General features: G+C 35.8%; 13 protein-coding genes and 1 tRNA gene. All 14 read left to right on the top strand.

From position 1 onward, the window contains the following. Positions 1–16 precede the first annotated feature (16 nt). The 14 genes from NTX65_16525 (at position 17) to purH (ending at position 16826) form a co-directional block, all read left to right on the top strand. The gene (locus NTX65_16525; protein ID MCX6170941.1) at positions 17–721 is read left to right on the top strand and encodes a hypothetical protein; all 705 of its coding nucleotides are present in this window, start codon (positions 17–19) and stop codon (positions 719–721) included. Further along, positions 714–2447 carry a zinc ribbon domain-containing protein gene (locus NTX65_16520; protein MCX6170940.1) on the top strand — a complete coding sequence of 578 codons (1734 nt, stop codon included), beginning with the start codon at positions 714–716 and terminating at the stop codon, positions 2445–2447. Before NTX65_16525 ends, NTX65_16520 begins: the two co-directional genes overlap by 8 nt. A gap of 206 nt (positions 2448–2653) precedes the next feature. Beyond that, positions 2654–3034, top strand: a complete 381-nt coding sequence (locus NTX65_16515; protein MCX6170939.1) for a hypothetical protein — start codon at positions 2654–2656, stop codon at positions 3032–3034. 255 nt (positions 3035–3289) lie between these two features. After that, entirely contained in the window at positions 3290–5347 is a 2058-nt protein-coding gene (locus tag NTX65_16510; protein MCX6170938.1) for a T9SS type A sorting domain-containing protein, read from the top strand. Between the two features lie 499 nt (positions 5348–5846). After that, positions 5847–5930: transfer RNA gene (locus NTX65_16505), tRNA-Leu, on the top strand. A 68-nt stretch (positions 5931–5998) separates the two neighbouring features. Beyond that, entirely contained in the window at positions 5999–6844 is an 846-nt protein-coding gene (gene hpnC, locus NTX65_16500; protein ID MCX6170937.1) for a squalene synthase HpnC, read from the top strand. Then, positions 6837–7679, top strand: coding sequence for a presqualene diphosphate synthase HpnD (gene hpnD, locus NTX65_16495; GenBank protein MCX6170936.1), 843 nt, complete (start codon positions 6837–6839; stop codon positions 7677–7679). Before hpnC ends, hpnD begins: the two co-directional genes overlap by 8 nt. Continuing rightward, the gene (hpnE, locus tag NTX65_16490) at positions 7679–8980 is read left to right on the top strand and encodes a hydroxysqualene dehydroxylase HpnE (protein MCX6170935.1); all 1302 of its coding nucleotides are present in this window, start codon (positions 7679–7681) and stop codon (positions 8978–8980) included. Before hpnD ends, hpnE begins: the two co-directional genes overlap by 1 nt. A 45-nt stretch (positions 8981–9025) precedes the next feature. Next, entirely contained in the window at positions 9026–10330 is a 1305-nt protein-coding gene (locus NTX65_16485; protein ID MCX6170934.1) for a citrate (Si)-synthase, read from the top strand. A gap of 94 nt (positions 10331–10424) precedes the next feature. Then, entirely contained in the window at positions 10425–11375 is a 951-nt protein-coding gene (locus tag NTX65_16480) for a lytic transglycosylase domain-containing protein (GenBank protein ID MCX6170933.1), read from the top strand. 94 nt (positions 11376–11469) lie between these two features. Then, entirely contained in the window at positions 11470–13098 is a 1629-nt protein-coding gene (locus NTX65_16475; protein ID MCX6170932.1) for a CTP synthase, read from the top strand. Then, on the top strand, positions 13095–14588 hold the full coding sequence (locus NTX65_16470) for a DUF3808 domain-containing protein (GenBank protein ID MCX6170931.1): 1494 nt from the start codon (positions 13095–13097) through the stop codon (positions 14586–14588). The genes NTX65_16475 and NTX65_16470 overlap by 4 nt, the downstream gene beginning before the upstream one ends. Positions 14589–14684: 96 nt before the next feature. Further along, on the top strand, positions 14685–15275 hold the full coding sequence (gene purN / locus NTX65_16465; GenBank protein ID MCX6170930.1) for a phosphoribosylglycinamide formyltransferase: 591 nt from the start codon (positions 14685–14687) through the stop codon (positions 15273–15275). Between the two features lie 33 nt (positions 15276–15308). Then, positions 15309–16826 carry a bifunctional phosphoribosylaminoimidazolecarboxamide formyltransferase/IMP cyclohydrolase gene (gene purH, locus NTX65_16460; protein ID MCX6170929.1) on the top strand — a complete coding sequence of 506 codons (1518 nt, stop codon included), beginning with the start codon at positions 15309–15311 and terminating at the stop codon, positions 16824–16826. Positions 16827–16832 lie beyond the last annotated feature (6 nt).

Below are 16832 nucleotides of genomic sequence, written 5' to 3'. Positions count from 1 at the left end.
AAATAATTTAGGTAATATGAAAGAAAAACCAAAAGAAATATTGAATGGCTTGCATCAGAAATTCTCTAATAATTTTGTCTTAAGTATGGAAGCTGACAACAAAGAACTTCCTAAAGCTTTTTCACTAATTAAAGGTATAGCTGAAATAGGACAGATATTACGCAAACGAGATTTACAAAAACATCAAATTAGATGTTGTAATATTTTCGATGAAATTTTTGCTGATATGTCAATAAGTATTTATCTGGCGGCAAATTCTTTAGATAAGCCAGCAATGATTGTTTTAAGACGTGCACTTGAATTAGGTGTTGCTGTAGTATACTTATGGGATATGCCCCATTTTCTGTACTCTTGGGACATTTTAGAAAAGGATTTAAGTTTCTCTGAAATGCTTTCACACCTTTGTGCAGATGGTTTTATCCATTTTGTTAAAGAGGAAAACAATTATTTAGAAATCAAAAAGCTAATTGATGCTAAAAAGACAAATAGAATATATGGTCAATTAAGTGACACAGTACACGGGAAAATTAAAACATTCGAAACTGAATTGGAATCAAAATATTCATATCTTGAAAAAGATTGGAATGACTTAATTGATATTGTAATTGAAATAGCCCAGCTACTTTTACATATGTATATGATTAGATTTAACAGCCGCACCGAATTAATCAGAGCTTATTCTTCAGTTGAAAAATACTTCGGAGATGTAGATAATGTCTAGTAATGAACTTGATCTTTTACACGCTGCTAGGACAGAAGACCTAGAGGATTCGCAAATAATGAAATTAATGGTGTTTGGAGATTTTGAACAAGAAATCGTGAATAAGCTTTCCTTAGCCGGAGCTCATCTTTTGCAAGGTGCAAGGGGAATTGGTAAATCTATGTTAATGAAAGCCGCAGAAGTGAGTCTAGATAGTAGCTTTAATGACAATAGAATATTAGCCATCTATGTAAATTTTAAAACAAGTACTCTTTTAGAAGGAGTTAAAGCTGGAAATAATGATGCGTTTCAAATCTGGGTTGGGGCTAAAATATTGCAAGCTACTTACGAAAAACTTGTTGAACTTGATTTAATATCAAGTGCTACAGTTGCTGATCCATTTAAGAGAATATTTGATGTAGTTGGATCACAAGGATTAAAAGAAACTCTTCAAGAGAAAATTCATCTATTACAGCAATTATCTCAGAAGGGAGATCACGGAGAAATTATTACAAAATTAGGAAAAGAGTTTATTAACAAAGTAAACGATATCACATATATAAATAGTATAATAAGGGATATTATAAAAGAATATAAAATTGAAAGACTCATATTTCTATTTGATGAAGCTGCTCATACCTTCATTCCAAAACAACAAGAAATATTTTTTGAAATATTCAAACTTCTTCATGGCGGAAAAGTTGCTGTCAAAGCCGCTGTTTATCCAAGCATAACATCATATGGTAGAAACTTCGAAGTCGGGCAAGATGCAATTCAAATCGAATTAGGTAGGTTTGAACCTGGTTTAGCTGGACGGTTCAATACGAGAAAATTATTTCGCAACTTACTTACTAATCGTATACCTAATAATAATCAACTAAAAAAAGAAATATTTAGCAGTGGTGAATTACTTGATAACTGCATTGATTTGTCCTCCGGAAATCCTAGAGCTTTTCTCCACCTATTTAATCGAGTTCATGAAAAAGGATTTTCTGAACGCTCACTTTTATTAGCAACGCAGGAATTTGTTGATGAAGAATTACTCCCTTATCATAATGGTTTATCCAAAAGATTGCCCAAATATGCGCATCACGTAAAAATCGGTTTAAAATTATTACGTGACTATATTATACCGGAAATCAAAAAGAAAAATTTACGTGAGAAAAAAACAAAATATCAATCGGCTTTTTTTACAATTGAAAGAGGTGTATCTCCAAATTTAAAATTGTCTTTAGACTTATTATGCTATTCTGGAATTCTTACACGTCAAGGAACAATAAAAATTGCTTCAAGACAAACCGGGCAACGATACATGGTTCATCTAGCACTTCTTTATACTGAAAAAGCATTTATTACCAACAAGCTCAATGATATTATGCGAATGATTAGTTTGACAGATTATAGAGAGTTTTCTTCAAACGATCCTAGCATTGATGAATATCTAATCGCTCTTAAATCAACAAATGAAGATTGTTCAAACTGTAATTTGGAATTGCCAACCGACGCAAAATTTTGCCCGAGTTGTGGGACAAAAGTAGAAGAAAAATCAATAATAGGAACTCTTCTAGAGGATTCTATTGATGAAATGTCAATTAGCAAAAAGATTGCTAAGAGGATTATAGTTAAATTCAAAACAGTTGGTGATGTCATTCATTCAACAAGGAAAGAACTAATGACTATTAATTATATAGGTGAAGTTAGATCGAAATTCATTAAAAATGCTGCTGATGAATATATATCTGGATAGTTACGTATAACCAGCCAATAAAGCGGACGCAGTTTTCGCATTTGGCATTTGTGCAATTTGATAGTTCGTAGTTCCGATTCAGTTTTTTGTTTAACGTAGTTTGTAAATGAAAGTATGTTCGAAATAAAAGTTAGTCAATAAAATAAAAATAGTTGTGTTGGGCTTCGGCTTAGGCACAACGCTGTTAGTCAGACCGGAGGAAGAACATGATCGATAAAGAACTGGTCGTGATCCTAGAGCGCATCGACCAACTTGAGCTGTCTTGGAATTCGGCGAATCGGCTCGAATATACTTGCGGGACTCTTAGTAATAAGGTGAGTGCGGAATGCTCAAACGGGCTCAGCCTGGAGTTTGGGTGGGACGATGAAACCCGTATCGGCACTTACACCGGTACCGAAGTGTGGTCATGCTGGATCAAACTCTCGGGGCTCTTTCGTCGCTATTCCAGTGACACATCGCCAGAGTCCCAGGCGCATCTCAGGAGGTGGATAGATGGAAAACTCTCATTGGCGTTTGCGGAACGTGCGCGCCAGCAGGCGGCCACTGAGAAGGCGGTACTTGACAAGTTATTCCAACGAGACCCCTAGGGCGGCCGTCTTGGCTTGTGACGAGTCGCTGGCTAACCTCTTTAATAAGTAAAAAAGCAAGAGGATAAAAAAATTCTTGACCGATCCGTGCTAGACGGATGAGTTGCCAGTGGTTGATATTAAAATAAAACTAACTTAACTTTTCTAACTTTAATTCGGGGGCAGGTCGGTGTAAAATTGAGGCCATAGCTCCAAATGGTGATAAAAATTTTTGGGATATAAAGAATCTGATATACTTGCAGTAGTGAGACTATTATGAATAAAATATTTTTTCATTTCCTTACTTGCTTTATTTTAGTAACAAGTATGGCGCAAGCACAATGGACTCGAACAGGGCCTTATGGTGATGTAGTTCTGGATATCGCATTTTCTGGTTCCAATATCTTTGCTGCCACAGAGGATAGTGGAGTCTGGCTTTCCACAAACAACGGAACAAGTTGGACTGCGGTCAATAATGGATTACAGTTGAGCTCAGCGCATAAGTACCAAAGTCTTGCCATTAAAGGCACAAATATTTTTTTAGGAACCAATTCCGGCGTTTATCTTTCCACAAACAACGGAACAAGTTGGACTGAGGTCAATAATGGTCTTAAACCCGGAGCTAATGTCTATCGTCTTACCTTCAATGGTACAAATCTATTTGCAGGTACTGATTGGGGCATCTATCTATCCACAAACAATGGTACAAGTTGGACTGAAGTCAATAATGGATTGACATGGGTGTATGGTGTTTATTCTTTTGCCTTTGACGGTACAAATATCTTTGCAGGAACTATTGGCAGTGGAGTCTGGCTTTCCACAAACAACGGAGCAAACTGGACTTCTGTTGGTTTGAAGAATACTATTACACATTCATTTGCCATCCAAGGTACAAATCTTTATGCTGGAACTATTGACGGTATTTTCCTTTCAACAGACAATGGAACAAGTTGGACGTCAATTGGTTTTTCAGGTGCAATGGTCAATTCTCTTTTCTTCAATGGTGCAAATCTAATTGCAGGAACCAGCAGCGGCGTCTATCTTTCCACAAATAATGGAATAAACTGGACTTCTTTAAATAATGGTTTGACGAATACTTGGATCACGACTCTTGCCTTCAATGGTACAAATCTCTTTGCAGGAACAGATGGCAGTGGTGTTTTTTTATCAACAAACAACGGCACAAGCTGGGTCACTCTCAATACTAGTTTTACAAACACCCATATTTATTCTTTTGCCATTTACGGCACAGATATCTATGCTGGATCGGACAAACATATCTTTCATTCAACAAACAACGGTATAAACTGGAATGTAGTTGCGTTTGTTAACTTTTATGTCTCTTCTCTTGCCTTCGACGGTATAAATCTTTTTGCTGGTCTACATGCAGCCGGTGTTTATCTTTCCACAAACAAAGGAACAAGCTGGACAGCCGTTAATAATGGTTTTCCGCAACCAGATAATACAGTAGTCTATTCACTAGTCATTAAGGGCACAAATATTTTTGCCGGAATCAATTCTGGTGTTTATCTTTCTATGAACAACGGCTCTAGCTGGAATGCTGTAAATAATGGTTTGTCATTTGACTATCAAGGCATTCAATGTCTTGCCGTCAACGGCTCAAATCTCTTTGCCGGAACAAATAACAGCGGTGTGTTTTTATCTGCAGACAACGGCACAGGTTGGAGTGCAGTAAATAATGGTTTGACAAACTTAACGATCACATCTCTTGCTGTTAAAGGCACAAATCTATTTGCAGGAACCTATGGCAACGGTGTCTTTCTTTCAACAAATAATGGAACTAGTTGGACTGCTGTCAATACTGGTTTAAATATTTTTATCACGTCTCTTGCAGTCAGCAATTCTAATATCTTTGCAGGTACTTATAATAATGTTTTTCTCTCAACAAACAACGGTACAAGCTGGACTGCCTTAGGTTTAAATGGTCAGGGTGTAGGTCCTGTCGCTGTCAATAGTACATATCTATTTGCTGCTACATATGATACTGGTGTCTGGAAACGCCTTCTATCAGATTTTACTACAGACATAAATAATGAAAATATCTTCCCGATAAATTATGTACTTGAACAAAACTATCCAAATCCATTCAACCCCTCAACAAAAATAAAATTCAGTTTGCCAGAAGTTTCATTCACAAAATTAATTATTTATGATGTACTTGGTCGAGAGGTAAAAACTTTAATTAATCAAGAAATACCCGCTGGCAATCATGAAATAGAATTTAACGCAAGTAATTTTTCAAGCGGAGTTTATTTTTACAGAATAACAGCGAATAAATTTACAGACTTAAAGAAAATGTTAATAATTAAGTAGTGATTGTAGACCTTTTCTGCAGATTATAAGTCTAATGATGTGACTGTTGATTAAACAACAACAGCCACTCAATCCTTTCATTTCATTTTAAAATCAAACAAAGTGACTGTAGTGTCTGTGATGACTGTTCTTTTTATAAATTATAATAGAATTAATATTAGTAAGTAGAGTAGTAGAAGTATATATATAATTATATAAAAGAGTTTTCGAAAAGGGCAGTCACAGTAGTCAGAACGGTCAGTGGGGGAGTTTTGTTAGTTGAGTGAGCTAACATAACCAAAACAAGCCCCATAAATTATTGATCCTTAGTGATAAGTAAATTCATATCGCTTTTTAATTTTTACTGAAGAATATTTTTATTCAAGAAATTATTATCTTACACCGCGTTAATTAACTGATTTTTAATTTTTACTAGCAAATTACCATACAAAATTTTTGAAATAGTTTTTTACTTTCAAAAAAACTTTGATTATCAGCTGAATTCGCAACTTTAATCAACGCCCGGATGGCGGAATTGGTAGACGCGCTAGCTTCAGGAGCTAGTGAGAGCAATCTCGTAGGGGTTCGAGTCCCCTTTTGGGCACTAATAAATAGTTTGGGTTACATCCGCTTTCGCGGACAGTTCCGGACACAAATAAAAATGGTGCGGCTATTTCATTAGAATCAGCATACAAGCAGGCTCTTCTCTTTACAAAATCCCACTATGAAAATTTTCCGGTAATTTCTTATTTCCTTCCAAAACATTTGAAAGAACATGTAGCAGTTGTATATCAATTCGCCCGTCAAGCGGATGATATTGCGGATGAAGGAGAATTTAATTCAGAATTGCGAATTGAGAATTTAGAATTGTATGAAGAGAGTCTTAAAAAATGTATTACCGGAAAATTTGAAAATGATTTTTGGTTTGCGCTCAATAATACGATCTCTGTATTCAAACTCACTCCCAAATATTTCTTTGATCTATTAAGCGCGTTCAGACAAGATGTTGTTAAAACACGTTACAAAACATTTGAGGAAATTCTCAATTACTGCGAGAGATCTGCAAATCCCGTCGGAAGGATTATTCTGGAATTTTTTAATATATATGATGAAGAATCCTGCCGGTATTCAGACTCGGTTTGCACTGCTCTGCAATTAACAAATTTTTATCAAGATGTTTCGGTTGATATCCAAAAAGGCAGAATTTACGTTCCTATTGATGAGATGCAAAAATTTGGTGTTACGGAGGACAAGTTTGAGTTAAGAAAAAATAATACTAACTTTGAACAGCTATTGAAATACGAGGTAGATAGAACCAAGAAGCTTTTTAGAGAAGGACGGAAACTATTACCGAGACTTCCAAAGGAATTGAAGAGGCAGATACAAATGACAATTAACGGAGGAGAAAAGATTCTAGAAATTATTGAAGAGTACAATTACGATGTTCTCCACTCACGTCCGTCCCTAACTAAATTAGACTACATAAAACTATTCTTCAGAACTTTTTTAAATGATTGATCAATCCAAGCAAATAGCGAAAGAAAGTAATAGCAGTTTCTATTACGCGTTCTCGCTCCTGGCAAAGCCAAAACGAGACGCGATGAATACTGTCTATGCTTTTTGCAGAAAGACAGATGATATTGTTGATGAAGGTGATGATAACGAAGAATTGAAATATGAGAGACTTCGCAAATGGAGAATTGAATTAGAGAAAGCTTTATACGCCACATCAGACTTTCCGCTTTTCAATAAACTTGCCTCAATTATAAAACAGTTCAATATTCCTATCGATCCATTCTTTGGTTTAATAGCCGGTATGGAAATGGATTTGCAGCATAAACGTTACCGGAACTTTGAGGAATTGGTTCAATATTGTTATCAAGTCGCTTCAACAGTAGGACTAATGTGTATCGAAATTTTCGGGTATAAAAATAAATCAACAAGAGATTACGCTGTTAATCTTGGCTTAGCAATGCAGCTGACAAATATTTTGCGTGATGTAAAGAAAGATTCTGAGAAGGGGAGAATTTATCTTCCGCAAAATGATTTAGCTACATTTCAATATAGTGAACAGGATATTTTTAACAAGAAGTACAACGATAATTTTATTTCCCTTATGAGTCATGAGGCAAAACGCGCTGAAAATTTCTTTGATAAGGCAAATCAAGCTCTCGATTTTGATGACAAGCCCGCATTATTTCCTGCCCGGGCAATGCAGCATATTTATCATCGTCTCCTCTCCAAACTGGAAACTGAAAACTTTGACGTGTACAATAAAAGAATAAAAGTCGGCACATTCGAAAAAGCCGCAATATCTGTTGGCGTTTGGGCTAAGTATAATCTCGTTTACTGATGAAACGTGTTATTGTTTTCGGTGGAGGATTTGCCGGTCTAAGTACTTCAGTTTACCTTGCAGAAAACAATTTTGAAGTCACTCTCCTTGAAGCATCTCCCAAACTTGGCGGACGCGCATACTCTCTTTTAAACGATTCACAAAATGATATCTTTGATAACGGTCAGCATATTTTGATGGGTTGTTATGAAGAGACAATTGCCTTCCTAAAAAAAATTAATTCGTTGGATAAACTGGAGATTCAAAAATCTCTTTCCATTCCTTTTGTTAAAAGAGGCGGCTCAATTCATAGACTTGATTCAAAAAAATATTTTTACCCATTGAATCTTTTATATGGAATTATGAATTACAAAGCTCTTTCTGTAAAAGAAAGATTAAAAGTGATCGATTTCTTTTTAGATCTTCTCTGCTGTTATTCATGCGATCTAAAAGATAAAACAGTAAGTGAATGGCTTAAATGCAAAAATCAAAGCGATAATTCGATTAAAGCATTCTGGGAAATTCTTGTTGTTGGCGCATTCAATACAACTGTGGAGAAAGCCTCTGCGGAAATATTTGCGGAAATTTTAAAAAGAATTTTTTTAACTGGAAATAACTCTGCCGCAATTCTTTTACCAAAAGCCGGATTGACACAACTCTACATTGAAGATTCCATAAAGTTCATTACAAACAGAAAAGCAAAAATTAATCTCTCGGAAAAAGTAATTAAAATAATTCTGGAAGGAAATAAAATTACCGGAATCGTGACGGACCGAAATACTTATAACGAATTCGATTTTGTCATCTCTGCCGTACCGGCATACGCACTCGAAAAAATAGATTTTCTTTCAAATCAAAAAATTGAGTTTCCCGGACTTGAGTATTCTCCAATTGTCAATGTTCACCTATGGCTTAAAGAGAATCCATTTAATGAAAAATTTTATGGATTGATTGATTCCAAAATACATTGGGTCTTTAATCATGGTAAGCACATTAGTCTAACCGCAAGTTCAGCGGACATTCTAACCAAGATGGAAAATGAAAAAATAGTTGATGAATTTATTTCCGAGTTAGAAAGATATTTCCCTATATTCCATAGAGAAATTATCCTTGATTCAAAATTTATTAAAGAGAAACGTGCTACGTTTGTCCCTGATATTGTTTCGAATGAATTAAGGAAAAATTTCTTTTTGTCTTTTGAAAATTTGTTCTTTGCAGGTGACTGGATTAATACTGGACTGCCCTCTACAATAGAAAGTGCGGTTTTAAGCGGCAGATTAGCCGCCGGTAATGTAATCACTTCTCTAAAGAAATTGATTTAGAGAATTTTAATATAAACTAATACTCTTAAAAGTAAGGAGGAAAGTATGTCCATCCTAAAGGATAAGTTACGCGAGAAAATAGTAGCTGAACGTCCGAGAACAGAAAAGTTATTAAAAGAATACGGCAATGTTAAAGTTGATGAAGTCACAATTGGTCAAATCATCGGCGGTATGCGTGATATCAAAAGTCTTGTGACGGATATCTCTTATCTAGATCCTTTTGAAGGAATTCGTTTCCGAGGATTCACAATTCCAGAAGTATTTGAAAAACTTCCCAAAGTTGCCGGAAGTGAAATGCCTTCTGTTGAAGGATTTTTCTATCTTCTTCTAACGGGAGACATTCCAACTGAAAAAGAAGTTGCTGAAGTTAAAGCTGAATTCGATAGCAGAAAAACTGTTCCGTCATATGTATTTGATCTTCTTCGTGCAATGCCTCTCGATTCTCATCCAATGACTATGTTGGCAACTGCAATTATGTGTATGCAAAAAGATTCTGTCTTTGCTAAAGAATATCATAAAGGATTGAAAAAAGGAAATTATTGGGAAGCCTATTACGAAGACGCAATGGATCTCCTTGCAAAACTTCCTGAGATTGCAGCTTTCATATATAGATTGAAATACCGTGATGGTAAAATTATTGCCGCAGATCCTAAATTGGATTTTGGCGGAAACTTTGCTCACATGATGGGCATTGATAAACCTTACGACGATGTTGCAAGAATGTATTTTATTTTACATAGCGATCACGAAAGCGGTAATGTCAGCGCACATACCGGTCATTTGGTAGCAAGCGCACTTTCTGATATGTATTATGCTATCAGCGCAATGTTAAATGGATTAGCCGGACCATTACATGGTCTTGCAAACGAAGAAGTATTAAGATGGCTTCATGGTGTAATGGAATCAATGGGCGGAAAAGTTCCGACAGAGGAAGATATTAAAGCTTTCGTTTACAAAACTCTGGAGACAGGTGTAATTCCTGGATTCGGTCATGCAGTTCTAAGAAAGACGGATCCCCGTTATACGGCACAAAGAGAATTTTGCTTGAAACATTTACCGAACGATACTCTCTTTAAATATGTAGATCTTCTTTATAAAGTTGTTCCTTCAATTTTATTGGAGAAAGGCAAAGCAAAAAATCCATGGCCGAATGTTGATGCTCAGTCCGGTGTTATTCAATGGTATTACGGAGTTAAAGAGTATGAATTCTATACCGTATTATTCGGTGTAGGACGCGCACTTGGTGTTTGTTCAAATATCATTTGGGCAAGAGCTCTTGGCTATCCGCTTGAAAGGCCAAAATCTTTAACGACTGCAATGCTTGAAGAAGTAGCCTTCGGAAAGAAATAAAATTTTCGGATAGAAAATTAAAATGTGCCCCGATTCGTCGGGGCTTTTTATTGGTCGTTCTTTATATTTGCACCAAACTAAAATTGATATTTAAATGATTGATAAGAAAAAACTATTTCTGATTATTGCAATTCCAATTGCTTTTACAATTTTGATCTCACTTGTTGTATTTTATTATTTGAAAAGTGAAAAAGCATCACGTCAGGCACCTATAATTATAACAGAGAATGAAAGAAGAATTTATTCTCCACCGATTCCGGAAGAATTGGACTTTTGCGGTGAACGGGTTCCGCTTGAAGATTTTGATGTTCGCGAACGCATTGATAGAGAATTCTTAGTAAATACCTACTGGCATTCGGCAACATTACTTTATTTAAAAAGAGCCAACAGATGGTTCCCAATAATCGAACCGATATTAAAACGGAATGGTATTCCAGATGACTTCAAATATATGTCGGTTGCAGAAAGCGGAATTATTAATTCAGTAAGTCCCGATGGTGCAACCGGTTTTTGGCAACTCATGGAACCTGCAGCAAAAAAATATGGTCTCGAAATAAATGCCGAGATTGATGAACGGTTTAACATTGAAAAAGCCACGCAGGCAGCATGTGATTATTTGAAAGAATCTTATTTGAAATTTGGCAGTTGGACATTGGCCGCAGCTTCTTATAATATGGGTTTAGATGGCATTGAAAAGCAGATTGCACGTCAAAAATCTAAAAATTATTACAACCTTTTCCTGAATGATGAGACGTACCGTTTTGTGGCAAGAATTATAACTCTTAAGGAAATCTTTAAGGATCCGAATAAATATGGTTTTTATTTCTCTGATCACGATCTCTATCCTCAAATTGAAACCCTTGATGTGAAGGTGAACTATCCGATAAAAGATTTAGCCGATTTTGCGAAGAGTAACGGAATTAACTACAAAATTTTAAAAATATTCAATCCATGGCTTAGGGATAACTTTCTGAAGAATAAATCCCGCAAATCTTATTATATCAAAATTCCAAAAGCAGGCGAAATTAACATAGTCCCTGAATAAAAAAATCACTTTGAAAGATTATTTATTTGCTGTGAAATAACTATTTTTTTTTATCTTTGACAAACGGAATATCCAACCAAACCTTTGTCATCAAATGCCTATCAAAAAAAAAGTAAAATACATCTTTGTAACCGGAGGAGTTGTTTCGTCCCTTGGTAAGGGTATAACTGCTTCTTCCATCGGGTTACTTTTAAAACTACGCGGTTATAGTGTCACCATCCAAAAGTTTGATCCTTACATCAACGTTGATCCCGGCACTATGAATCCTTTTCAGCATGGAGAAGTCTATGTAACTGATGACGGTTCTGAAACCGATTTAGACCTTGGTCATTACGAACGCTTTCTTGATGTTGACATGTCCCGCTCCAACAATACAACAACCGGGCAGGTTTATTACGAAGTAATTAATAAAGAGCGGAGGGGAGATTACCTTGGCGCAACTGTCCAAGTCATTCCGCACATTACAGATGAAATTAAAAAACGAATGAAAGTTCTTGGCGACAGCGGAAAGTATGATATTATCATTACCGAGATTGGCGGCACCGTCGGCGATATTGAGAGTCTTCCTTTTATTGAAGCTATGCGACAAATAATGCTGGAAATGGGTAGAAAGAATGTAATTAATCTTCACGTTACTCTTGTTCCTTATATAAGTTCTGCCGGAGAAATGAAAACCAAACCAACTCAGCATGCAGTAAAAAACTTGCTGGAACTAGGAGTTCAACCGAATATTTTGGTTTGCCGTTCTGAAGAAAAATTATCAAAAGAAATCCGCGAGAAGATCGCTCTTTTTACAAATGTTAAGGCAGAAGCTGTTATTTCTGCATACGATTGTGCTACAATCTATGAAGTACCTCTTGTTTTATATGATCAGAACCTGGATCAAATTATTTTGAATCGGCTTAAATTACCGGAGCTGAATATTAAACTTGAAGACTGGCGGAGTTTTGTAGATACGATTAAAAATCCTTCGGGAACTGTCAAAATTGCTGTTGCCGGAAAGTATACCGAAAATAAAGATTCATACAAGAGTATTGTTGAAGCGTTTGTACATGCTGGTTCAGAAAATAATGTTAAAGTTGTTGCCGATTTTATTAGTTCCGAAGCAATCGAAGATAAAGGTGCGGCAAAGTTTCTTAAAGATTACGATGGATTACTAATACCGGGCGGTTTCGGTGAGAGAGGAATAGAAGGTAAAATTGAAGCAATAAAATATGCCCGGGAAAATAAAATTCCATTTTTTGGAATTTGTTTAGGAATGCAATGTGCCGTAATAGAATTTGCACGCAATGTTTGCGGAATTAAAAAAGCTAACAGCGCGGAATTTGAAAAAAATGCTTTTAATGTTATTCATATAATGCCGGACCAGTTAAAGGTAACAATGAAAGGTGCAACGATGCGCTTAGGCGCTTATCCTTGTATATTGAAGAAAAATACAAAATCTTACGATGCATACCGCAAGCCTAAAATTTCCGAACGGCATCGTCATCGTTACGAAGTGAACAATAAGTTCAGAGAAATTTTGGAAAAGTATGGAATGATAATAAGCGGCGTATCACCCGATGAAAAATTAGTAGAGATGACTGAATTGGCAGATCACCCATGGTTTGTTGGATGTCAATTTCACCCGGAACTAAAATCTCGTGCAACAAAAGCTCATCCTCTTTTCAGAGAATTTGTAAAAGCTGCTGTCCAATACTCACAGAGGAAAATTCAAAATTGAAACCAAAATATTTTTTATTCGTTCTCCTATTTACAAGCGCATCAATTTTCAGCCAGTCTCAATTGCAGTCTCTTATAAATCAAGGTATGAATCAAGCATACAATATGGAATTGAGTGCGGCAGAAAAAACATTTAATAAAATATTAGAATTGAAACCCAATTCTCCGCTCGGCTACTACTATATAGCGAAAATTCATTTTTGGATCTATCTCGGTTCCAGAGATCCGGGCGAGTATCCAATCTTTATTAAATTTGCAGACCTAGCCCAGTCAAAAATTGAGATTCTACTCGAGAAGAATCCAAAAGATTTTCAAACAAAATATATTGCCGGGAACCTTGCATTATATAGGGCTATGGCTCAATCTACAAATAATTCCTCGGTTGATGCGTTTTGGTCGAGTAAGAAAGCTGTGAACTATTTTGAAGAAACACTAGAGTTAAATCCCAAATTTTATGATGCTTATCTTGGATTAGGTTTGTTTGATTATGCAATGAGTTTTGTACCGGATTTTATGAAATGGGCAGTTAATCTAACCGGACTTTCATCTGACAAAGCACGAGGCTTCCGATACATCAAATTAGCTTTTAGAAAAGGAACTCTAGATAAAACTGAGGCATCATTTCATCTTTCCAAAATTTATATTGATTATCTCTCTGAGTACGATAGCGCATTCATGCATCTGCAAAATTTAATTTCCCGGTACCCGAGTAATACTTTATTCCTTTATCAATATGCGATCAGTCTTATAAAAGATAGACAGCTTGACAAAGCAGCGGAAGTATTGAATAGAGTAATCAAACTGAATAATAAAAAACTTACGCAGATTACGGCGCTTGCATATTTTAGAAAAGGAGAAATTCTTTTCAAGAAAAATCAATTTAGAGCCGCAATAAAACAATATGATAAATTTTTAGACTCGTCCCGGGAGCTTGATTTTACTGGTCTTGCTGCATTGAACACCGCAATCTGTTACAAATTTTTAGGCAACGACCTTCAGTTCAAACAAGTTCTTTTGCAAGCACGCGGCGGAAATCAGGATGTATTTGAAGACTCATATGCGAAACGCAAGAGTGAACAATATTTATCAAATGGCATTACACCTATCGAGTTAAAATTGATACGGATGAAAAACTATTTTGATTCCGGTAAAGATCAATTAGTTTATGATAGTTTGAAAACAGCGTCAGCTTCAATTGATGGTAAAGAAAACAAGGCGATGGCGTTAATATATTTTGCACAAGCCGCCCAAAACCAAAAAAAATATTCTGATGTTATTCATTCGACTGACCAAATAGAAAATATTAAATTGAGTTTCGATAGATGGATTGAGGCGATGGCTAAAACCTTAAAAGCTAAAACCAAATACTTAACAGGTTCCAAAGAGGAAGCCAAGGATCTATTAAATGATGCAGAAGACGAAAATGATTTTGAGTTCAAGGATTACATCCAATCGCAGATAGAGTGGCTTAGAAGAAGGTTAGATAAATAAAAGCGCCCGAGCCATATAAATCTTTATAAAATCACTACTTATTAATTGATTATTTATCTTCATTTAGATAATTTTTTCCACCAAAAATTGTGATCTATGTTTAATATCGCTGTCTTCGCTTCCGGCAGAGGATCTAATTTTAAATCTGTATTTGAAAAAGTTCCGAAAGAAAAAATTAGAATTTGTGCTCTTGTAAGCGATAAAAAAGATTGCGGTGCTGTTGAGTTTGCAACTCAAAATGAAATTCCGGTTTTTTTGGTTAGCGCTAAAATGCAGTCTGGATTTTTTAATTATGAAGAATTAATCCTTCAGCTTAAAAAGATTCCGGTCGATCTTATTGTTCTTGCGGGATTTCTTAAAATGATTCCCGAAAATATGATAGATGAATTTGAAGAAAAAATTATAAACATCCATCCTGCTCTTTTACCGGATTTCGGCGGTAAGGGGATGTATGGAATGAATGTTCACAAAGCGGTGCTCAAGTCTGGCGCTAAAGTTTCCGGTGCTACAGTTCATTTTGTAGATAAGGTTTATGACCACGGGAATATAATTGCTCAGAAAAGTATTGATATTACTGGATTAAATAGCCCTGAAGAAATTGCCGAACGTGTATTACAAATTGAACATGAGCTGTTACCCTTTGTTGTAGAAAAATTTGCCGATCATAAAATTGTTATAAATAATTGAGCTGTATAATCGAGTAGTAAACGGATTGATTGTGTGAAAAAATTTGCGTTAATAAGTGTTTCTGATAAAACCGCTATTATTGATTTTGCCCGCGACCTAAATTCTTTAGAATACCAGATCCTTGCGACCGGCAATACATTCAAAGTGCTTCATGAAAATAAAATTGATTGTCTAGAAATAAAAGATTTTACCGGATTTCCCGAAATCTTTGACGGGAGAGTTAAAACTCTTCATCCAAAAATTTTCGGCGGAATTTTAATGCGGAGAGATAACGCTATTGATAAAAAAGAAGCCGGTGAAAACCAGATTTCCGCAATTGATATCGTTTGTGTAAATCTTTATCCTTTCCCAAATGTTGTCGACAGAACTGATATTTCTCTCGAAGAAAAAATTGAAAATATAGATATCGGTGGTCCAAGCTTAATTAGAGCATCGGCAAAAAATTTCGAATTTGTTTCCGTATTAACCGATCCGTCGCAATATGCCGGATTCATTACGGAATTAAAAATTGGAATAGTAAGCAACGAGACTCGTAAAAAATTGGCTTATGCCGCATTTAGTTATACATCATTTTACGATACTTTGATTGCGAATTATTTTGAGAAAGAATTTGAACAGCCGAAGACCGCGATCCGCATCAATTTCAAAGCTTCGTTCGATCTGCGCTACGGCGAGAACCCTCACCAGAAGGCATATTTATTTGGCGATTTTGAAAATTATTTTGATATTCTTCACGGCAAAGAATTATCTTACAATAACATTGTAGACTTATCTGCAGCAATTGAGCTTGTGAGCGATTTTGATGAAACTGCTTGTGTTATTGTAAAACATACAAATCCATGCGGTGCTGCAATTGGGAAAAATGTTCTTGATGCATACGAACGCGCATTGTCTTGCGATCCGGTTTCGGCATTCGGCGGAATTGTTGCATTCAATAAAGAAGTTGATGGAGCAACTGCTGAAAAGATGAATGAAATATTTACAGAGATTATTGTTGCACCGGCTTTTTCAGAGAAAGCCCTTGAACTAGTGAAAACAAAGAAGAACCGACGAATAGTTAAGATCAAAAAAAATGCTGATCAAAATGAATTACTTGTTAAATCAATTGCCGGCGGTTTGCTTGTTCAGGAAAAAGATAATTCAAAGATTGATGAAACAAAATTCAAATTGGTTACTGAAAAAAAATATACAGAGAAAGAATTTGATGATTTAAAATTTGCTTGGACTATTTGCAAGCATACTAAATCGAATGCAATTATATATGTTAAGGATAAAAAAGCAATTGGAGTTGGAGCCGGACAAATGTCGCGTGTAGACTCTACAAAGATTGCCGCATCAAAAGCGAAACAATTTGGACATGATTTGAAGGGTGCTGTAGCGGCTTCGGATGCTTTTTTTCCGTTTGCAGATGGTATTCTTGAAATCATTTCAAACGGAATAACAGCAGTTGTACAGCCGGGCGGTTCTGTACGGGATAATGAAGTGATAGCCGCCGCTAACGACAAAAATATTTCAATGATATTTACGGGTATTAGAAATTTTAAACACTAAGAGGAA

The organism is Ignavibacteriales bacterium, from assembly GCA_026390795.1.
Taxonomy (GTDB): domain Bacteria; phylum Bacteroidota; class Ignavibacteria; order Ignavibacteriales; family Melioribacteraceae; genus Fen-1258.
Note: the sequence above shows the minus strand (reverse complement) of the source record. Positions and strands in the feature narration are given on the sequence as shown.